Source organism: Sphingomonas chlorellae, assembly GCF_056485145.1.
The window spans coordinates 463,940-483,616 of the sequence record NZ_JBQXXM010000002.1 but is presented as its reverse complement, the minus strand read 5'-3'; the positions used below and the strand labels follow the sequence as shown (position 1 = coordinate 483,616).

Here is a 19,677-nt window from a genome sequence, read left to right as displayed (position 1 = left end):
AGGTCGAGAGTTGCCCCCTTTCGGAAGGGGGCAGCTGTTCCAATCTGTGGCCGCGTCTCGTGCGACCTTGATCGCATCGGAAGAGAAGAGGACGACCGGCTCCGGATCGGTTAAACCAACGCCTCCCCAGAACGGGGCCAATGCGATTGGCGTCCGCATAGGCGAGAGCGTGAGACACCCAACGAACGTGCGCAACCGTGCGGTTCCTGCCGTTCCGCATTAACGCGCCCTCCGCCCTTGCCCGCAGGCGGGCACGCTGGCACCAGGCGTCGCGAAACCCCGGGAGTATCATGGCCCAGCCCAATCCGCTCGAAACCGCCAATTCGCGCTGGCTCTGGCCGGCACTCGCGCTGCTCGGCGTGTCGCTGACCGGCATCGCGCTGTTCGTCGCGTTCCGGATCACGCATATCGGCGACGCCTTCGCGTTCGACGCGGCGATCCTGCGCGGGCTGCGCAACGCCGGAACGCCTGCGGTGCCGGTCGGCCCGGCCTGGCTGCTCCAGTCGGCGATCGACATCAGTGCGCTCGGCGGCTTCACGCTGCTGTGGCTGTTCGGCACGGCGGCGCTCGTCTTTCTCTTCGCCTTCGGGCGCCGGGCCGAGGCGATGCTGCTCGCGGGGTCGCTGATCGGCGCCTCGACGCTCAACGCGCTGCTCAAGCTGGTGCTCCAGCGCCCGCGCCCCGACATCGTCCCGCATCTCGCCCAGGTATCGAGCGCCAGCTTCCCCAGCGGCCATGCGATGACCGCCGCCGCGGTCTATCTGACGCTCGGCGTCATGCTCGCCCAGGCCCAGCCCAGCCGGTGGGCGCGCGCCTATCTGCTCGGCTTCGCCACGTTGCTCGTGCTGCTGATCGGGTGCAGCCGCGTCTATCTGGGCGTCCACTGGCCGTCCGACGTGCTCGCCGGCTGGTGTTTCGGCAGCAGCTGGGCGCTGTGCATGTTCGCGCTCAACGCCCGGCTGCATCGCCGCGCGGGGGCCGCGCGCGCGGGCTGAGGCGCTATCGCGGCTCGACCTCGATCCGGTCGGGCTCGGTCGCGACGATGCGGCCGAAACCGTTGAGCTCGATCGCCTGCGCCAGCGCCAGCGTGTCGCCCGATCGGAACACGCCGACGATGCGCTGGTCGGGCACCTGCCCGCCCCGGAACACCAGCTTCTGGTGCGAATAACGGTTCATCTCGCGCACCGCCTCGCCCAGCGGCTCGCCCATGAACGAAAGCCGCCCGGCCAGCCAGCTCGTCGACTGGCGCGGGTCGATCGCGCGCGTCGCCCAGCGTGCGTCGTCGCGCGCGACCAGCTGGTTGCCGGCATGCACCGGCGCGCGCGTCATCTGCACCGGGCCGCCGCTCCGCCCGGTGACTTCCACCGTGCCCTCGACCACGGTGACGATCACCTCGTCGCCCGCCAGCCGCACCTCGAACTCGGTGCCCACCGCGCGCACGCGCTTGTCGCCCGCGGTGACGATGAACGGCCGGCGCGGGTCCTTGGCGACACGGAAAAAGGCGCGCCCGCGCTGGAGCGTCACCGATCGCGCGCGCTCGTCCATCCGCACCGCGACCGCGCTGTCGGTGTCGAGCGCGACGCTCGAACTGTCGGCCAGCACCATGCGCGCGCGCTGCCCCACGCTGGTCGCGACGCTGCGCCCCGCCTCGGCGACCGGGGCAGGCGCGTGGCGCATCGCCCACCAGGTCGCGCCGCCGCCCGCGCCCGCGAGCATCAGCGCCAGCCCGGCGGCGATCGCGGGCAGCCGCCGGCGCGGCGGTTCGCGCAAAGCGGGCGGGGGCGGCGGGGGCAGCGCGGCCAGATCGGCCTCGAGCGCCGCGCGCAGCCGCGGATCGCCCGCGACGGCGTCGGTCAGTTCCCACAGCCGCGCCATCGCCGCTTCCGCCGCGGCCTCCGCCGCCGCGTCGGGGGCGGCCGGGTCGTGCGCCGCGCCCGGGGCAGCCGGCCACGTTGCGCCGTCGCTTGCGCTCCAGCCGGCGTCCGCCCCCTCGACATCGCCGGCGTGCAGCGCCGCCTCGTGCCGCGTCATCAGCCGTCGCGCGGCGCGGTCGCGCGGCCCTTCGCCGCGGCGCGTGCGGACCAGCCGGATCATGCCTCGGCCTCCAGCCGCTCGGCCAGCCGCAGCAGCGCGCGGTGGATCAGCTCCTTCACCGATTCGCGCGAAATCCCCATCCGCTCGGCAATGTCCTGATAGGTCATCCGCTCGAACCGATGGAGCTGGAACGCCATCCGCGCGCGCGGCGGCAGCGCCAGGATCGCGCGGACGGTGCGTTCATATTCCTCCGCGCCGATCGCGATCCGCTCGGGCGAGAGCGTGTCGACGGGGTCGTTCGCCTCGTTGAGCGCCTCGTGCGCCGCGGCCTGGCGGACTTTCATGTAACGGTGGCGCGAAATCAGGATGTTGTGCGCGACGGTGAAGATGAATCCCTCGATATTCTCGATCGGGCCGTCGCGCCGCATCGCGTGCAGCCGCAGGAACACCTCCTGCACCAGGTCGTCGGCCTCGTGCTCGTTCACGCGCCGGGCGAAATAGTTGCGCAGCGCCGGGCCGTGGCGGCTCACCCATCCGGCCAGCTCGGGCTGGGCGCGGGATGCGCCCGTCATCCCCGCCTCCGCGTCGTAAGGGCCTGTCTGCGGCCCGGTCTGCGCGACCCCGGATTGCGCGAACATCGCCGTGCCAGCTCCCATTTGCCCGCCATGCCTGTGCGGGCGTCATCCCCCCCCATGCTCCACAGGACGCGGCGGGCGGGCAAGTGGGGGGATCGCGGGGGGCAATTTTCGCACGGCGCGGGCATGGCGGGGCGCACGGCGCCTGCGATCCGGTCCCGCTTGGTGCTGCTGCCCCCCGTCTGCATCGGCGCGCGATCCTCTCTCGCCGCAGAAAGGAGGGGTTTGACAAGCGGTTGTCAAGAGACGCCGAACGGCAGAATTATGCACGCCGACGACAGAATCGACGATGTTTTTGCACTGCAGCGTCATCATTCGTGCTGCGAACGCGAAGGTTCGACACCGCATCGAGCGGCTTTTTTGGGTGATTATTTTTGTGGCGATCCCCCCGTTCGGCGGCGCGCGGCGTCATGACTTATCGACCGTGGCATATCACGGCACCGGAACGAGGCAGCAACTGCCCGTGTAAAGAGGGGATGATCATGCGCAATCGTGTGTCGATGTTGCGTTGTTTTCTGCTGTTGGGAGTCACACCACTGGGAATCGCCGCCGCGCCGGCCCAGGCCGCGCCGGCCGAAACCGCCTTCCGCATCGATGCCCAGCCGCTCGCCGCCGCGCTGCGCGACCTGGCGATGCAAAGCGGCGTGTCGATCATGGCCGATGCCGCGCTGACGCAGGGCAAGAGCGCGCCGCGCTATGTCGCGACCAGCAACGTCGAATCGGCGCTGGCGACGCTCCTGCGCGGCACGGGCCTCACCTATCGCCGCCGCGGCGATCTCTATGTCGTCGTCTCGGGCCGGCTGGAGGCGCTCGAGCCCGCCGCCTTTCAGGGCACGCCCGCTGCCGCCCAGGATGCACCCGCGGCGCAGACGGCGCAGGCGGAGCACAACGAAAACGACATCATCGTGACCGCGCAGAAGATCGAGGAATCGATCACCAGCGTGCCGATCGCCGTCACCGCGCTCAGCCAGGCGGCGCTGAACAGCCAGAAGATCGAAACGGGCGGCGAACTGCTGCGCGCGGTCCCCAACGTCAACTTCTCGAAATCGAACTTCTCGGGGTATAACTTCTCGATCCGCGGTATCGGCACCAAGGCGATATCGGCGAGCAGCGATCCCGCCGTCGCGGTCAGCTTCAACAACACCGCCCTTATCCGCAACCGGCTGTTCGAACAGGAGCTTTTCGACGTTCAGCGGATCGAGGTGCTGCGCGGGCCGCAGGGCACGCTCTATGGCCGGAACGCCACCGGCGGCGTCGTCAACATCCTCCCCGCCCCGCCCGTCTATCGTTTCGAGGCGCTGGCCGAAATCGAGGGCGGCAATTACGAATCGAAGCGCGCATCGGGTATGATCAACATCCCGATCGGCGACAATTTCGCCGTTCGCGCGGCGGGCGCCTACACCAAGCGCGACGGCTTCGATTACAACAGCTTCACGCGCAATCGCGTGAACGGACGCGACCTGTGGTCGACCCGCGTCTCGGCGAAATGGGAACCTGTCGACGGCTTTCGCGTGACTGCCTACTGGCAGCATTTCGAGGAAGACGACAATCGCTCGCGGACGGGCAAGCAGCTATGCACGACCGATCCCGGCCCGACGACGATCGGCTCGGCGGCGGTGCCCGCGCTGTACCAGGCGCGCTTCAGCCAGGGCTGCAAATCGGCATCGCTGTACACCGACGACGCCTATGGCACCCCCAACGCCCTCAGCTTTCCGCACGTCTTTGCTACGTATGGCTTCGCTTTTCTTGGCACCAGCGCGACGGACTACTCAAGCGTCCCGGCCCTCACAATAGACCCGGAAAAGAATATTGGTCCTTATACCGGGATCACCCAGTCACGCAATTTGCGCGAAATTTCCACGAGCTACGACCCCGTATTTCGCGCCAAGAACGATCTTTTCCAGTTCAATCTTGATTTTAACCTGCCTGGGAACATGTCCTTTGCATCCCAAACTGCATACGCAAAGGATAATTACTATTCTTCACAAGATTATAATCGTTTCGTTTCGCAACCAATATTTTCGGACTCGGCACAACCGCTCCTCGATATTATCGAGAATCCACCCACGCCCGGCGGCATTTTCACTGACCCCCAGCTCGGCCCCTCCAATCGCATGCTTTCGGTCGACCTCAGCAAGTCACGAAACGAACAATGGACGCAGGAAATCCGCCTCCAGTCCGCCTGGAGCGGACCGTTTAATTTCAATATTGGCGCCAACTATCTAAAATTCAAATCCCAGGACGACTATTACGTCTTTAACAATTTGTTTACATTCTATGGGCAATGGGTGTATAATAAGGTTGAATCTTACGATCCGGAAAAGGGCCAATTTATTACTCGGGCTGTGACCTGTAACCCAACGAGTCCGAACGACCCTTCCGCTGATTGCCTCTACATCGACCCCAACCCGCTCGGCTCGATCAACGGCGAGGGGCACAATTATTTCCGCAGCAAGAATGTCGTCAAAACCGAATCTTTCGCCTTGTTTGGCGAAGGGTATTTCAAGATCGCGAGCAACCTTCGCCTGACGACCGGCATTCGCTACACCGACGACAGCAAGACGGCGACGCCCTACCCCAGCCAGCTTCTGCTGGCCGGCAGTACCCGCCTGGCCGATGTCACGGGCGGCCGCGTCACGATCGGCTATCCCGCTCAGCCCGATATCAACCTGAACTGGAAACGCTTTACCGGGCGGGCCGTCATCGACTGGAAACCGCGCCTCAGCTTTACCGACGAAACGATGATCTATGGGTCGTTCTCTCACGGCTACAAGGGCGGCGGCACCAATCCGCCGCGCGTGGATTTCGATCCTTCGATCGTTCCGTATCTGCCGCTCGCTCAGACCTTCAAGCCCGAATATGTCAACGCCTTTGAAATCGGCACCAAGAACGTCTTCGCGCACGGCAAGGCCGGCCTCAACCTGACCGGCTTCTATTACGACTATAAGGGGTATCAGGTCTCGCAGATCGTCGACCGGATCTCGCTCAACGAGAATTTCGACGCCCATAGCTACGGGCTCGAACTCGAAACCTGGTGGCAGCCGAGCCGCGCCTTCCGCATCGACGCCAATGTCGGTTATCTGCACACGCGCATCGCCGACGGCGCCGAATCGATCGACGTGATGAACCGAACGCAGGGCAATCCCGACTGGGTTCTCGTCCGCCCATGGATTCAGGCGCCGTCGAGCTGCATCGCTCCGCGCGCGGCGGTGGAGAAAATGCTGAACAGCGGCTTCCTCGGACAAGCGCTGCTCCCGCTGTCGCTGCCCGCGCTATGCCTCAGTTCGGGCCGGTTGGGCGATTTCGATCCGACACCGCCCAACGGCACTCAGGATTTCTCGTCCAAATACGGCTTTCTCTACAATCCGCTGCTCGCCTATGATCCGAATCTGAGCCCCATCGCACCGGTGGGCAGCACCGCGCCGCGCAGCGGCGCGCCCAATGGCGGCCGCGGCTTTGCGATGCCGCTGGGCGGCCACGAGCTGCCCAACTCGCCGCACATCACCGTCAATATCGGCGCGCAGTACAGCGTCTATTCGGGCAACTGGAAGGCGACGCTGCGCGGCGACTATTATCGTCAGGGGCCCAGCTATGCCCGCGTCTACAACACCGCCTATGACCGGCTGCACGGGTGGGACAATGTCAACGTCGCGCTCACGGTCGAAAACAGCGCGCTCGGGATGACCGCGCAATTCTACGTCAAGAACCTGTTCGACAAATCGCCGATCACCGATACCTTTACCAATTCGGACGATACGGGCCTGACGACCAACGTCTTCACGCTCGACCCCCGGATCTTCGGCCTCCGGCTGTCGAAGAAGTTCTGATGGCAACGCCCGAAACCCGAACGCCGGCGCGTCCCCACCGCGCCGTGCCGCCCCACCGCCCGCTGGCGGCGGTGGGGCTGGCGGGCACCGCGCTGCTCGCTGCGGTGCTCGTTGCGCTGCTGCCCGACATCGCGCGCGCCGATGACGGTGCCGCGCTGCTCGGCCGCTGGCGCACCGAGCGCGAGGGCGGCGTGGTCGAAATCCATCGTTGCGGCAACGCGCTGTGCGGGCGCGTCGTCGACGGCACCCGGCTGCGCGCCAACCCCGATCTGCGCGATCAGCGCAACCCCAGCACGGGCTTGCGCAGCCGCAAGGTGATGGGGCTGCGCGTGCTCGACGGCTTCACCGGCGGGCCGGATCGGTGGAAGGGCGGCCCGCTCTACGATCCCGAAACCGGTGACGGCGCGCGCAGCGGCACGCTGACGCTCGTCGATCGCGACACGCTCAAGGTCCAGGGCTGCCTCGCCATGTTCCTGTGCCGCACCCAGACCTGGCGCCGCGCGCGCTGACGCGGCCCGGCAACAGCGACCAGCAACGGTAACCAAGCGGGAACGCCCGCCGGCACACTGCCGGCGGGCGTTCTGCGTTTTTCCGGACAAGATCCCCGTTGTAGCGACGATACGCGCCGTAAATCATATTCGTTACGCGGCTGCTATCGTAATAAAACGCACCCCAATCCGCAATGTCCAAAGGTATGACGTTTACCTCGATCGACGACGATTTCAGCGTTCTAAAATAGCTTGTCTGAACATTTAAAGGGCAAGACCATGGAAAGCCTGCTCGGCCGAATTACGATTCCGGCCAAGATCGTTTCGGTATTGTTATTATTGGGGCTGGCCAGCCTTGCTGCCGCGCTGGTGGCGACCAGCGCGCTCAGCACCACCGATGCCAATTATTCGCAGCTGACCAACAGCAAGCTTCCTGCCACGGTCAAGCTTGTCCGCGCCAACCGTTACGTCGCGATGATGATCTATGCGGGCTATCGCACGCTCGCCTATGACGGCAACTCGGCCGAAGCACGCGCCGCCGCCGCCGAAAGCGCCAAGGCCTACGAAAGCGCGCAGGCCAATTTCGCCGAGGTGGCGACGCTCGACCCCGATGCCGCGCCCAAGACCGCCGAACTCCGCGCTGCGCTCGAGGCAATCCACGGCAATGTCGCGCGTGCGACCGACGCCGGGCTGCGCAACGACGATGCCGGCGCCAAGGCCCAGCTCGCCGAGGCCGATCGCGGCATCCAGGCGATGACCGCCAATCTCCTCGCCTACAACCAGTCGCGGATCGACGCGACCACCGCGCGCGCGGCCGAACTCAGCGCCGCCACGATCACCGCGCAGCGCACCGTGCTCGGCTTCAACGCCATCGCGATCCTCGGCGCGCTCGCGCTCGGCTGGGCGGTCGCGCGCTACGGCATCACGCGTCCGATCGACCGGCTGATGGCGGCGATGCGCGCGCTTGCCGAGGGGCGGCTCGCGGTCGAGGTGCCGGGGACCGGACGCACCGACGAACTCGGCGCGATGGCGCACACCGTGCTCGTCTTCCGTGACAATGCCCAGGCGCAGGCGCGCGAACGCGAGGCCCAGGCGCAGGCCGAGGCCGAGCAACGGGCGGTCGTCGACACGCTCGACGCCAATCTCCGCCGCCTCGCCGCGGGCGATCTCACCAGCACGATCACCGCCGATTTCGGCGCCGCGTACCAGACGGTGAAGACCAACTTCAACGCCGCCGTCGGCGCGCTGCGCGATCTGATCGGCGCGGTCCTCACCGGCGCCGCGGCGATCCGCACCGGCGCGCAGGAGATCGCCGTCGCGTCGGAGGATCTCGCCCGCCGCACCGAATCGAATGCCGCCAGCCTCGAACAGACCTCGGCCGCGATCGCGCAGATGGAGGGTCGTGCCAAGGCGACCGCCGAGGCGGCAAACGAATCCGCCGCCGGCTCGTCCCAGGCGATGACCGCCGTGACCGACGGCCGCAACTGCACCGATCAGGCGGTGCAGGCGATGGCGCGCGTATCCGATAGCGCCAAGGGCATCGACAATGTGATCGAGGGGCTCGACAAGATCGCGTTCCAGACGCGCGTGCTCGCGATGAACGCGGCGGTCGAGGCGGGGCGCGCCGGCGATGCCGGTCGCGGCTTCGCGGTCGTCGCCGACCTCGTCTCGGCGCTCGCGATGCGCGCCGAGGAAGAGGCCAAGGCGGCGCGCGACCAGCTCACCGTCACGCAGGAAGAGATCGGCAACGCCGTCGGCGCCGTCGGCCGCGTCGACACCGCGCTTGCCGGCATCGCGTCGGCCGGGGCCAATGCGCGCACGCTCACCGCACAGATGGCGCACGACAACGACGCCCAGTCCTCGGCGATCACCCAGATCGCCGTCGCGGTCGGCGTGATGGACCAGGCCACGCAACAGAATGCCGCGATGGTCGAACAGACCTCGGCCGCCGCGCGCAGCCTCAATGCCGAAATCAGCGTGCTGGTCGAACAGGCGGCACGCTTCACGGTCGATCCGCCCCGCGCCGCGGCCGCCGCCCGCACCCCCGCCGCCCCACGCCCCGCGCCCGCCGCGCCGGAGCCGGTGCCGGTGCGGCGGCGCGCGCCGGCGCATGCCGACGGCTGGGCCAGCTTCTGACGGGGTTCGCGCGGGCGGGGTCTCTCCCCTCTTCCCCGCCCGCGCGGGCATCACGCGCCGGAACGCAGGCGCAAGCCGGCGCCTCTACCGTCAACGCCGCCGGGTCCGTTCGGAAACCCGGGGGGCGTTTCGGCGCAGGAGATTGCCGCCCAGCGCGACGACGATCCCGCGCCACGCAAAGTCGGTCGGCGCATATCGGCACCTGCCGATGCCGGTTCAGCCTTCGGCGAGCCACGAAAGCGGCCGGAGCATTCCGGATCCGATAGCCGACCTTTACGAATGGCGGGTATGCCGCCACGCATGTCGATCTGCTTCGAACAATCGCAAGATGGCTGGTCTGCGTGCGACGGCAAATACGCGATGCGCCGCGAGAGCCTGCGCGTCGGTCAGCGCTTCACCCTCTTTCTGAACGGTCGGCGCGAAGCATCGTTCTTCGCATCGCTCGAACAGGCGCCCGGGCCGGGCGGCCCCCGGTACAACTGGCAACTCGGAGCGTCGCGTAAGGCAGGAGAAACGGCGGTCGGGCTGGAAACATACGCCTCCCTTTTCCTTGCTTTTTTCAATAGCTATCAAAGCACGATGCGCCTGCCGCCCGGTTCGGTCGCCATTGTCTTTGACCCCGACGCCGAACGCAAAGCCTGGGATCAATGGGGACCATAGCAACGCAAGCCTCGATCAATCTCGACCCTTCGGGATCAGGGGCTCACGACCTGTATTCATAACGCCGGAATGACTGAAGCCGTCCAGTTGCGGACGTTCCGAAGATCGCGCAGCCTTGTCACTCGAACGGGGCAAGCCATGACAGCAGACGCACGAAATTCGATTCATCTGTGAGGTAGCACAATCGCCGTTTTCGCTCTGTTGTGGGCGGGACTCCACTTCCACGCTCTCGACTGGATTCCGAGCTGGGCATTGTGGCCGATGGTAGGCATCGCGGCGGTAGGTAATCTCGCCCAGTTCGTTTGGCGTATCTGGACACGTCGAGCATCCAGCTCCGACGTTCCGAGCCAACGCTGAAGGCCGCTCCCCACCAACGTCGCTCATCGCGCCGCCCCGCCCCGCTGCGCGGCTTGCATCAGATCGCGCACCGTGCGGCGGCCCGTCGATAACGCCGCCGTCCGGCCGCAATTTTGGGCCGCGGTGATGTTGTCGCCCCGGTGGTCGATGAAGAAGGCTGCTTCCGGCCGCAGGCCCGCCGCGGCTTCGGCGGCATGGGAAAAGGCGCGATCGGGCATGGAACAGCCCGGGGCCGCGGCATGCGGCATAATGCATCGCATCGCAACGGTCGCGCAGGCGCCGGGCGAGCGCGCCGCGCGGCGCGTCCGTTGACGACATCGGCCCGCTGCCGGCGGAAAAACGCTTCGTGCAATGCGGAAACCGCAATCCCCGGATCGGTTGCCGGATCGGCGGACCAGCCGCCCGGGTCCGGGTGCGCGACGCGCACGCCATCCACGTCGGCCATGATCGCCCTGCTCGACGTCGGTGATGAGGGCGATCTAGACAAATAATAACCTTATGGTTATATAGCCGCATGACATGAACGGTCGTCTTCCACCAGGCGTTCGAGGCCGAGTTCGCGTTGATGCCCTTGGAAGTGCGCGAAGCCCTGGCCGCAAGTGCTGGACTGTTGCAGTTGCAGGGGCCGCTTCTGGGGCGACCGCACGCCGATACGCTGGCGGGCTCGGCCTATGCGAACATGAAGGAACTGCGGTTCGATGCCGGGGATGGGATCTGGCGCGTGGCATTCGCGTTCGATCCCGAACGCAAGGCCATCCTGCTGGTCGCAGGCGACAAGGCCGGCATCGCGCAGAAGCGGTTTTACAAGGCGCTGATTGCCAAAGCCGACACCCGGTTCGCCGAGCATCTTGAGACGTTGAAAGGATAGGACCATGGCAACCGAAAAGAAGGTCAGCGTTCTGGGCCGCACGCTTGACGAGGTGATCGCCGCCATGCCGGCTGACAGCCAGGCCCGTATTGCCGCCCGCACCGCTCAGCTCCAGGCCGAGGTCGAAGGCCTCAAGGCGCTGCGCAAGCTCGCGCGGCGCAGTCAGGAACAGATCGCCCAGAGCCTGGGCGTCACGCAGCCGGCGGTTGTCAAGATCGAGCGCCAGGCCGACCTGTATCTCTCCACCCTGCGCCGGTTCGTGGAAGCAGCCGGGGGCACCCTCGAGTTGCGGGTCGAACTTCCCGGCACGGGTCCGTTCACGCTCACCGGTGTCGGCGAGATCGACGAGGCTCGAAGCCCGGCCTGATCCGGCGGCGCCGTTTCCGCGCTTCCGTTCTCAGCCGCTGGCCCGTGCGCGTCAGCGCGCGCAAGCGGCCGTCCGCGCTGTTCGACAGCCGCCTTGGGGCTCTGAAAGCCACATCCCAAGTGCGAGTCCTTCCCCCCCATGCGCCCATAACCCGCCCCGATGCGTTGCGGCGGGACCGGCTGCGGGTGACGCGGAGCGCCGCTTTCCCGGCGGTCGGCCATAACGACATGTTCAGGGGAGAATGCCGCATGATGATCCGCCGCCGCCTGCTGCTCGCCGCCAGCGGGGCCGCCCTGCTGTTCGGCCCCGCGCCCGCCGATGCGCGCGACCCGTGGAGCAAGCCCCAGGCCAATCGCTGGTACGACGCCCAGCCCTGGCTCGTCGGCGCCAACTACACCCCCGCCGGCGCGATCAACCAGTTCGAGATGTGGCAGGCCGACAGCTTCGATCCCCGGCGGATCGACCGCGAGCTCGGCTGGGCCGAGGCGATCGGGATGAACACGATGCGCGTCTTCCTGCACAACCTGCTGTGGGAACAGGATGCCGAAGGGCTGAAGGCGCGGATGGACCAGTTCCTCGCCATCGCCGCGCGCCACCATATCCGGCCGATGTTCGTGCTGTTCGACAGTTGCTGGGATCCCGATCCCGTCGCCGGCCCGCAACACCCGCCGATCCCCGGCGTCCACAATTCGGGCTGGGTCCAGGCGCCGGGCGCGGCGCGGCTCAAGGATGCGCGGCAATATGGCAAGCTCGAGGCCTATGTGAAGGACGTGGTCGGCCGTTTCGCGCGCGATCCGCGCGTGCTCGGCTGGGACGTGTGGAACGAACCGAACAATCCCGGCGGCGGCAACTATGCCCCCACCCCCGACAAGAACCGCTATGTCGCGCTGCTGCTGCCGCGCGTGTTCGCCTGGGCGCGCGCGGCCGATCCGGTCCAGCCGCTCACCGCGGGCCTGTGGACCGGCGATCGCTGGGACGACCCGCGCGCGCTCGACGCGATCGAAAAGGTCCAGCTCGCCGAATCCGACATCCTCAGCTTCCACGACTATAGCTGGCCCGAAACCTTCGAACGCCGCGCGCGCCAGATGCTCGGCTATGGGCGGCCGGTGCTGTGCACCGAATATATGGCGCGCGGCAACGGCTCGACCTTCGACAACACGCTGCCGATCGGCAAGCGGCTCAACATCGGCATGATGAACTGGGGCTTTGTCGACGGCCGGACACAGACGCGCCTGCCCTGGGACAGCTGGAAAAAGCCCTATACCTATGACGAGCCGACGATCTGGTTCCACGAGGTGTTCCGCGCCGACGGCACCCCCTATCGCCGGGCGGAGACCGACCTGATCCGGCGGCTGGCGACCAGCCCGCGCGGCGTCGTCCCCGCCGCGCCCGCCGACGGATGAGCGCGCCCTGACAGCGCGACACGGTGCGACATGGTGCGGCGCGACGTGGCGCGGTGCGGCGCGGCGCGGCGGCGCTATTCGGCCGGTTGCGGCGCCGGGCTCGCGCCGGGCGCGGGGGGACGGCGATGCTCGATCACCACCGCGTCGGGGTGCGCGATCAGGTCGCGGATCGCGGCGGTGTCGCCCTGGTTGATGACGCCATAGACGGGCAGGTTCGCCGCCTTCGGGTCGGCCAGCTCGACGCGGTCGCTCGAATAGCGGTTGATCGTCTCGATCACGCGCGCCAGCGGCTCGCCGTGGAAGACCAGCTTGCCCTGCGTCCACGCGGTCGCGCCCTCGATGTCGACCGCGCGCGACGGGCGGATAAAGGCAAAGGTGCCCTGGCCGCCGCGCGCCAGGCCGAAGGCGACGCGCTCGCCCTTGCGCGCCAGCGTCTCGATCGGCTCGCGCGGGGTGCCGGGGCCGCGCTCCAGCGCGATGCGGACGACGCCGTCGACCACGGTCACCTCGGCCTCGTCGCGGGCGAGCGTCACGTCGAACGCGGTGCCCACCGCGCGCACGTCGCCGTGCGGGGTGTGGACGATGAACGGGCGCTTGGGGTTGTGCGCCACTTCGAACAGCGCCTGTCCCTGTTCCAGCCGCAGGTCGCGCACGCCGCGCGAAAAGGCGACGCGGACGCGCGTGTCGGCGGCCAGCGTCACCACCGATCCGTCGGGCAGCCGCGCCAGCCCGCGCTCGCCATGGCCGGTACGCAGCTCGCGGGCATAGCCGGGCTCGCCGCCCAGATGCCAGCCGATCCCCAGCGTCGCGCCCAGCGCCAGCACCACCGCCGCCGCGGCGGCCAGGTGCGGCCAGCGCAGCCACAGCCGGGCGGGCAGCGACGGGTCGTCGGCGGGCCGCTCGCGCTGGCCCAGCCAGTCCCAGAAGGCGGCGGCCTCGTCGCGGTCGCCGGGATGCAGCGTTTCGGAGCGGCCGTTCAGGAACGCGTCGAACACCGCCTCCGCACGCCGGCCCAGCCGGTGGTCGCGCGGGCTCATCGGTCGATCTCCATCAAATGGCCCAGCCGGTCGTAAAGATGCGCCATGGCGTGGCTCAGATGCTTCTGCACCATGCGCGGGCTCATGCCCAGTTCGCGCGCGATCTCGCCGGTGCGCCGTTCGTCGAACCGGCGCAGCACGAACACCTGGCGGCACCGCGGGCTCAGTTCGGCGAGCGCGCGCTCGAACGCGCGTTGCAGGTCGGCGGCGCGGCGCGCCTCTTCCTGCGCGGGGCCGACGGCCGGGTGGTGCGCCTCGATCAGCGGCTCGACCGGGCGCGCGCGGCGGTGCCGGTCGGCGATCAGGTTGCCCGCGATGCGGAACAGGTAGGCGAGCGGCTCGTCAAGCGCGCGCGTCTGTTCGGCGGCGAGCAGCCGGGCGCACGCCTCCTGCACCAGGTCGTCGATCTCCTGCGGTTCCTGGACCCGGCGCGCGACGAAGGCGCGCAGCGCGGCGCGATAGGTTTCGAACGCGGCGGGGTCGATGGCGCCCCCCGCCGCTCCCCCCGTCTGCGCTGCGCTGCGCGAAATCGCCTTCACCCGTTGCCCCCCGTCATCGCGTTCCCCTGAACGGCACGAATATGACGCCGAATGCGGGAAAATGCGAACGAACGACAAAATCTTTGCGTTGGCGACGTCATTTTTGAACGGGTCGGGTTCGCATTGGGGCCGCTCGCGCGTCAATTCGATGACAGAGCGCGGGGGACGCGCCGTAATCGGGGGTAATCGAAAATGAAGCATGGGATCTTGCTGGCCTCTGCGTGCGTGGTCGCGCTCGCGGCACCTGGGGTCGCGCTGGCGCAGGGGCAGCCGCCGGTCGACGTCAACATCGCGGCCGGGCCGCTCGATCAGGCGCTGTTCCAGGTCGCGCGCCAGACCGGGCTCCAGCTCGTCTTCACCGATCCCGCCATCGCCCGCTCGACCGCGCCGCGGCTCGCCGGGCGCTACACCCCGCAACAGGCGCTCGCCGCGCTGCTCCAGCGCACCGACTATACCTTCCGCGTCACCGGCCCGCGCAGCGTGCGGATCGTCCCGCGCCACGAAGCGCATCTGAAGCCCGCGGCCCTCGTCCAGTCGGCGCCCGCCGCCGAAGCCGACGAACGCATCGCGCCCAGCACCGAAGCCGTCGAACAGGCGCTCGAGGGCCAGGGCGAAGGCGGCGCCAAGTCCGAGATCGTCGTCGTCGGCTCGCAGATCCGCGGCGCCAAGACGACCGCGGCGCTGCCCGTCACGCTCGTCGATGCGGCCCAGGTCGAAGCGACCGGCGCCACCTCGGGCGACGAGCTGCTGCGCTCGATCCCGCAGCTCGGCGACGTCAGCTTCAACGCCAGCTACCTGCCCAACAGCTCGAACGCCGCGCGCGGCGACGTCGGCTCGGTCAACCTGCGCAACCTCGGCGTCGGCAACACGCTGGTGCTGCTCAACGGCCGCCGCGTGGTCAACCACCCCACCAGCCGCGCCGACGACAATCTGGTGCCGGTGCTCACCTACAACACCAACGCGATCCCGGTGTTCGGGATCGAGCGGCTCGAAATCCTGCGCGACGGCGCCGCCGCCATCTATGGTTCCGACGCGGTCGCGGGCGTGATCAACACCGTGCTCAAGACCGATTACCAGGGCGTGCAGCTCCAGGCGCAGACCGGCTTTGCCGAAAGCACCAACCTCGCCGAATCGAACCTGTCGCTGCTCGCCGGGCACAATCTGGGCTCGCGCGGCAACATCACGCTCTATGCCAGCTACGACCATCGCGATCCGCAGCGCGCGGGCGACCAGGCCTATACCGCATCGGCCAACAAGACGCCGCTGTTCGCGGACACGCGCTTCGCCGGTTCGACCTCGATCGACAACCGCAGCACGATCACGCCCTGGGGCTCGTTCCAGACGCTCGGCAACGTCGTCGTCAAGCGCGGCACCACCAGCCTCACCAACGCCTCGGGCCAGTTCCACGTCCAGCCGACCGGCTATGCGGGCTGCCCGGCGGGCGGCGCGGGCAATGCCGCGGGCGGGCTGTGCGTCGCCAGCGGCACCAACAGCGCGGCGGCGCTGCGCGACCTGCGCTTCGACGCGCCGCTCGCGTTCAACACCACCGTCGTTCCCGAAACGGACCGCTACAACCTGTTCGCGACGGGGCATTACGACCTGACCGACGGCCTCGAGCTGTTCGGCGAGGCGGGCTATTACCGCGCCGACACCAGGAGCATCCAGGCGTCGACCGGCACGCTCTCCTCCGGCCCGCTCGTCATCCCGGCGTCGAACTACTGGAACCCGTTCGGCCCGGTGACCTTTGCCGATGGGCGCACCAACCCCAACCGGCTTCCCGGCATCAACGCCCCCGCCCAGGGGCTCGGCGTGACGCTCAGCAGCTATAACTTCGCCGATGTCGGCCCCAACGTGGTCGAGGTGCGCAATACCCAGTATCGCCTGCTCGCCGGCGTGCGGTTCGAGGCGCTGGGGCTGCGCTGGGAAAGCGCCGCGCTCTATTCGCAGGCGCGCGTCCGCGACCGCTCCGACGGCATCAGCATGACGCTGCTCCAGCGCCAGCTCGCGCTGTCGACGCCCGATGCCTACAACCCGTTCAACGGCGCCAATCTCGCGCTTCCGTCGGGCGCCGACACCACGCCCAGCAGCGCCGCCGCGATCGACGCGATCCGCATCAAGACGACGCGCGTCAGCACCGCGACGCTGGCGCTCGCCGATCTGAAGGGCTCGACCACGCACCTCATCACGCTGCCCGGCGGCGATGTCGGGCTGGCGATCGGCGGCGAAATCCGTCGCGAGACCCAGCGCGACGACCGCGATCCGCGCGTCGACGGCACGATCGTCTTCACCGACCTGGTCAACGGCGCGGTCAACGGTTCGGACCTGATCGGCACCAGCCCCTCGCCCGACACCAGCGGGCGGCGGACGGTCGCGTCGGCCTATGCCGAACTCGCGGTGCCGCTGATCAGCCCCGAAATGGAGGTGCCGCTGGTCCGCCGGCTCGACCTTCAGCTCGCGGGGCGGTTCGAACATTATTCGGACGTCGGCAGCGTCGCGAAGCCCAAGATCGCCGCGGCGTGGGACGTCGTCGACGGTCTGCGGCTGCGTGCGTCGTTCGCTCAGGGGTTCAAGGCGCCCAACCTCGAACAGATCAACGCGCGCGTCGTCACCCGGTCGAACACGCGCACCGACTGGGTCCGCTGCGAGGCGCAGTTGCGCGCCAAGGCGATCGCCAGCTTCTCGAACTGCAGCCAGTCCTTCGCCACCTCGGCGCAGCGCTCGGGCAACCCCGACCTCAAGCCCGAAACCTCGGAGACCTGGTCGGCGGGCGTCGTGCTCGAACCGCATTTCTTTGACGACGTGATCGGTCGCATCACGCTCACCGCCGACTATTGGCACGTCAATCAGAAGGGAATCGTCGGCCTGTTCGGCGAAGGCAACGCGCTCATCAACGACTATCTGCTGCGCGTGCAGGGATCGAGCGATCCCAACGTCATTCGCGCGGCGCCGACCGCCGACGACGAGGCGCTGTTCACGGGCACCGGGCTCGCGCCGGCGGGCCGCGTGCTCTACGTCAAGGACCAGTATGTGAACCTGCTGCCGCAGGAAGCCGCTGGCATCGACCTCAGCTTGTCGTGGCGCCTTCCCGACTTCGGGCTCGGCCGTTTCCGCGTGAGCGCCAACGCCGCCTATCTCGACAAGTTCTACCTCCAGCCGTCGAAGCCGATCCAGACGCTGATCGACGCGCGCGCGGCGGGAACGATCAATCCGGGCACCAGCATCGCCGACGCCGGCAGCCTGATCCGCCAGAACGGCAAGCCGCGCTGGAAGGCAAGCGGCACCGTCACCTGGACCTACGGCCTCTTCGAACTGGGCGCCTTCACCGCCTATACGAGCGACGTCGACGATACCGGGCTGATCGACTCGGCGGGCGCGCCGTGGCTGATCGATAGCCAGACGACCTACAATCTCTATGCCCAGATCGGGTTCAAGACGCAGGGCCAGGGCGATTACCGCCTGCGCTTCGGCGTGCGCAACCTGACCAACGAAAAGCCCCCGCTCAGCTCGAACGGCTTCCTGGGTTCGCTCTACAACCCCTATTCGCGCTACTGGTACGCCAATCTGCGGGTGGCGTTCTGATGCGCGGCGCCGTGATCGCACTTGCGCTGCTCGCGCTCGCCCAGCCCGCCTTCGCGCAGGAGGAGGAAGGCCAGCGCCGCACGCCGAGCGGCGGCGACATCGTCGCCTATGACTCGATCCACAAGCCGCGGGTCGGCCGCGGCGGCATGGTCGTCAGCCAGAACCGGCTGGCGTCGGAAGTCGGTGCCGCGATCCTCCGCCAGGGCGGCAACGCCGTCGACGCGGCGGTCGCCACGGGCTTTGCCCTGGCGGTGACGCTGCCGCGCGCGGGCAATATCGGCGGCGGCGGCTACATGCTCGTCCACATCGCCGCGCGCGACGGCAAGCCGGCGCAGGACATCGCCATCGACTATTATGGCCAGGCATCGCGCCACACCACGCCGGACCTGCTGCTCGACGCCAACGGCCGCCCCGATCCCGCCAAGGGCTATTCGATGAAGGGGGTCGCGATCCCCGGCACCGTCGCGGGGCTGTGGGAGGCGCACCGCCGCTTCGGCAAGCTGCCCTGGGGCACGCTGCTCGCGCCCGCGATTGCAATGGCCGAGCAGGGCGTCATCCTGTCCGATGACGAGGCCGGCGCCACCGCGGCGCAGCGCAAGACGATGGCGCACGACGCCGCGGCGATGAAGATGTTCTTCAAGCCCGACGGCACCGCCTATGCCCCCGGCGAGCGCTTCCGCGCGCTCGACCTCGCATCGACGCTCAAGGCGATCGCCGCGCGCGGCGCGGACGGCTTTTACAAGGGCGAGGTCGCAGGGCGGCTCGTCGCGTCGATCCGGGCGGGCGGCGGCATCATCGATGCGCAGGATCTTGCCGATTATCGCGCGATCGTCAGCGAGCCGCTCTGGTCGAGCTATCGCGGCCACCGCATCGCGTTCATGCCGCCCACCGCCTCGGGGGTCAGCGTGGCCGAGGCGCTCAACATCCTCGAGCATTTCCCGGTGGCGCAGGCAGGCTGGGGCAGCGTCGCGAACCTCCACCTGCTGTCGGAAACGATGAAGATCGTGTCGGCCGATCGGCGACTGGTCGGCGGCGGCCCCGACTGGCGCACGCCGACGCTGGGGCTTGCAAGCAAGGGTTTCGCCGCCGAACGCGCCAAGCTGATCCGCGCCGACCGGTCGCTCGGCGCCGACGATGTGCCCGACGGCAACCCCTATCCGTTCGAGAGCAAGGACACGACGCACTTCTCGGTCGCCGATGCCGACGGCAATGCCGTCAGCAACACCTATACGCTGTCGGCGTCCTACGGCGCGCACGTCGTCGCCGAGGGAACGGGCGTGCTGCTCAACAACTCGCTCGGCAACCTCGCCTGGGGCCGCCGCGGACCCTCGGGAGCGGCGACGCGGCCGGTTCCCGGCAAGCGCGTCGGGTCGACGATCACCCCGATCATCGTGTTCGATCAGGACAAGCCGTGGCTGGTGACCGGCACGCCGGGCGGCGGCTATATCATCGCCACGATGGTCCAGATGCTCGTCAACGTGATCGATCACCGCCTGAACGTCGCCGAGGCGGCAGAGCGGCCCCGCATCAACCAGGGCGGCGGCGACGCGCCGCTGGAGCTTGAGGAAGGCTTCTCGCCCGACCTCGTGCCGCTGCTCGAGGCGCGCGGGCACAAGGTTCAGCGTTCGAACACGATGGGGAGCGTCCAGTCGATCCAGATCGTCGGGGAGCGCTTCCTGGGCAGCGCGGACACGCGGCGCCCCGATGCCGAAGCCGTCCCTGCCCGTTGATACCCTTCCTGCCCGAT

General features: G+C 68.2%; 15 protein-coding genes. 10 read left to right on the top strand and 5 right to left on the bottom strand.

The window, feature by feature from the left end; all coding sequences use genetic code 11:
* Positions 1-290 precede the first annotated feature (290 nt).
* Positions 291-995, top strand: a complete 705-nt coding sequence (locus ACT3CF_RS08330) for a phosphatase PAP2 family protein (protein ID WP_478421783.1) — start codon at positions 291-293, stop codon at positions 993-995.
* A 4-nt stretch (positions 996-999) separates the two neighbouring features.
* Here ACT3CF_RS08330 and ACT3CF_RS08325 read toward each other — a convergent pair whose 3' ends face one another.
* Together ACT3CF_RS08325 and ACT3CF_RS08320 are read right to left on the bottom strand one after the other, a co-directional pair.
* Complete coding sequence (locus tag ACT3CF_RS08325; protein WP_478421782.1) at positions 1,000-2,094, bottom strand: FecR family protein; 1,095 nt, start codon at positions 2,092-2,094, stop codon at positions 1,000-1,002.
* Positions 2,091-2,606 carry an RNA polymerase sigma factor gene (locus ACT3CF_RS08320; RefSeq protein ID WP_478421781.1) on the bottom strand — a complete coding sequence of 172 codons (516 nt, stop codon included), beginning with the start codon at positions 2,604-2,606 and terminating at the stop codon, positions 2,091-2,093. The genes ACT3CF_RS08325 and ACT3CF_RS08320 overlap by 4 nt, the downstream gene beginning before the upstream one ends.
* A gap of 545 nt (positions 2,607-3,151) precedes the next feature.
* Between ACT3CF_RS08320 and ACT3CF_RS08315 the strand changes: the two genes are divergently transcribed.
* From ACT3CF_RS08315 to ACT3CF_RS08300, 4 genes are all read left to right on the top strand, one after another.
* Positions 3,152-6,496 (top strand): TonB-dependent receptor, encoded by a 3,345-nt coding sequence (locus tag ACT3CF_RS08315; protein ID WP_478421780.1) that lies wholly within the window; start codon positions 3,152-3,154, stop codon positions 6,494-6,496.
* Entirely contained in the window at positions 6,496-7,005 is a 510-nt protein-coding gene (locus tag ACT3CF_RS08310) for a DUF2147 domain-containing protein (protein WP_478421779.1), read from the top strand. The genes ACT3CF_RS08315 and ACT3CF_RS08310 overlap by 1 nt, the downstream gene beginning before the upstream one ends.
* A 258-nt stretch (positions 7,006-7,263) precedes the next feature.
* Positions 7,264-9,120 (top strand): methyl-accepting chemotaxis protein, encoded by a 1,857-nt coding sequence (locus ACT3CF_RS08305; protein WP_478421778.1) that lies wholly within the window; start codon positions 7,264-7,266, stop codon positions 9,118-9,120.
* A gap of 300 nt (positions 9,121-9,420) precedes the next feature.
* The gene (locus tag ACT3CF_RS08300; protein WP_478421777.1) at positions 9,421-9,780 is read left to right on the top strand and encodes a hypothetical protein; all 360 of its coding nucleotides are present in this window, start codon (positions 9,421-9,423) and stop codon (positions 9,778-9,780) included.
* 380 nt (positions 9,781-10,160) lie between these two features.
* On the opposite strand, the gene ACT3CF_RS08295 is transcribed toward ACT3CF_RS08300, so the two are convergent.
* The gene (locus ACT3CF_RS08295; RefSeq protein WP_478421776.1) at positions 10,161-10,355 is read right to left on the bottom strand and encodes a hypothetical protein; all 195 of its coding nucleotides are present in this window, start codon (positions 10,353-10,355) and stop codon (positions 10,161-10,163) included.
* Between the two features lie 347 nt (positions 10,356-10,702).
* On the opposite strand from ACT3CF_RS08295, the gene ACT3CF_RS08290 reads away from it, so the two are divergent.
* From ACT3CF_RS08290 to ACT3CF_RS08280, 3 genes are all read left to right on the top strand, one after another.
* Positions 10,703-11,005 carry a type II toxin-antitoxin system RelE/ParE family toxin gene (locus ACT3CF_RS08290; protein WP_478421775.1) on the top strand — a complete coding sequence of 101 codons (303 nt, stop codon included), beginning with the start codon at positions 10,703-10,705 and terminating at the stop codon, positions 11,003-11,005.
* Between the two features lie 4 nt (positions 11,006-11,009).
* Entirely contained in the window at positions 11,010-11,372 is a 363-nt protein-coding gene (locus ACT3CF_RS08285; RefSeq protein ID WP_478421774.1) for an XRE family transcriptional regulator, read from the top strand.
* A gap of 251 nt (positions 11,373-11,623) precedes the next feature.
* Positions 11,624-12,775, top strand: coding sequence for a glycoside hydrolase 5 family protein (locus ACT3CF_RS08280; protein WP_478421933.1), 1,152 nt, complete (start codon positions 11,624-11,626; stop codon positions 12,773-12,775).
* Between the two features lie 74 nt (positions 12,776-12,849).
* Here ACT3CF_RS08280 and ACT3CF_RS08275 read toward each other — a convergent pair whose 3' ends face one another.
* Both ACT3CF_RS08275 and ACT3CF_RS08270 read right to left on the bottom strand, forming a co-directional pair.
* On the bottom strand, positions 12,850-13,812 hold the full coding sequence (locus tag ACT3CF_RS08275; RefSeq protein WP_478421773.1) for a FecR family protein: 963 nt from the start codon (positions 13,810-13,812) through the stop codon (positions 12,850-12,852).
* The gene (locus tag ACT3CF_RS08270) at positions 13,809-14,351 is read right to left on the bottom strand and encodes an RNA polymerase sigma factor (protein ID WP_478421772.1); all 543 of its coding nucleotides are present in this window, start codon (positions 14,349-14,351) and stop codon (positions 13,809-13,811) included. The genes ACT3CF_RS08275 and ACT3CF_RS08270 overlap by 4 nt, the downstream gene beginning before the upstream one ends.
* Positions 14,352-14,543: 192 nt before the next feature.
* On the opposite strand from ACT3CF_RS08270, the gene ACT3CF_RS08265 reads away from it, so the two are divergent.
* Together ACT3CF_RS08265 and ggt are read left to right on the top strand one after the other, a co-directional pair.
* Complete coding sequence (locus ACT3CF_RS08265; protein ID WP_478421771.1) at positions 14,544-17,930, top strand: TonB-dependent receptor; 3,387 nt, start codon at positions 14,544-14,546, stop codon at positions 17,928-17,930.
* Positions 17,930-19,660: a gamma-glutamyltransferase gene (gene ggt, locus ACT3CF_RS08260; protein WP_478421770.1), complete on the top strand. Its 1,731-nt coding sequence runs from the start codon at positions 17,930-17,932 to the stop codon at positions 19,658-19,660. The genes ACT3CF_RS08265 and ggt overlap by 1 nt, the downstream gene beginning before the upstream one ends.
* The last annotated feature ends 17 nt before the right edge of the window (positions 19,661-19,677 follow it).

Coding starts and splice junctions, on each gene's coding strand:
- ACT3CF_RS08330 (WP_478421783.1), top strand. CDS start 291: ATGGCCCAGCCCAATCCGCTCGAAACCGCCAATTCGCGCTGGCTCTGG.
- ACT3CF_RS08325 (WP_478421782.1), bottom strand. CDS start 2,094: ATGATCCGGCTGGTCCGCACGCGCCGCGGCGAAGGGCCGCGCGACCGC.
- ACT3CF_RS08320 (WP_478421781.1), bottom strand. CDS start 2,606: ATGACGGGCGCATCCCGCGCCCAGCCCGAGCTGGCCGGATGGGTGAGC.
- ACT3CF_RS08315 (WP_478421780.1), top strand. CDS start 3,152: ATGCGCAATCGTGTGTCGATGTTGCGTTGTTTTCTGCTGTTGGGAGTC.
- ACT3CF_RS08310 (WP_478421779.1), top strand. CDS start 6,496: ATGGCAACGCCCGAAACCCGAACGCCGGCGCGTCCCCACCGCGCCGTG.
- ACT3CF_RS08305 (WP_478421778.1), top strand. CDS start 7,264: ATGGAAAGCCTGCTCGGCCGAATTACGATTCCGGCCAAGATCGTTTCG.
- ACT3CF_RS08300 (WP_478421777.1), top strand. CDS start 9,421: ATGTCGATCTGCTTCGAACAATCGCAAGATGGCTGGTCTGCGTGCGAC.
- ACT3CF_RS08295 (WP_478421776.1), bottom strand. CDS start 10,355: ATGCCCGATCGCGCCTTTTCCCATGCCGCCGAAGCCGCGGCGGGCCTG.
- ACT3CF_RS08290 (WP_478421775.1), top strand. CDS start 10,703: ATGCCCTTGGAAGTGCGCGAAGCCCTGGCCGCAAGTGCTGGACTGTTG.
- ACT3CF_RS08285 (WP_478421774.1), top strand. CDS start 11,010: ATGGCAACCGAAAAGAAGGTCAGCGTTCTGGGCCGCACGCTTGACGAG.
- ACT3CF_RS08280 (WP_478421933.1), top strand. CDS start 11,624: ATGATCCGCCGCCGCCTGCTGCTCGCCGCCAGCGGGGCCGCCCTGCTG.
- ACT3CF_RS08275 (WP_478421773.1), bottom strand. CDS start 13,812: ATGAGCCCGCGCGACCACCGGCTGGGCCGGCGTGCGGAGGCGGTGTTC.
- ACT3CF_RS08265 (WP_478421771.1), top strand. CDS start 14,544: ATGAAGCATGGGATCTTGCTGGCCTCTGCGTGCGTGGTCGCGCTCGCG.
- ggt (WP_478421770.1), top strand. CDS start 17,930: ATGCGCGGCGCCGTGATCGCACTTGCGCTGCTCGCGCTCGCCCAGCCC.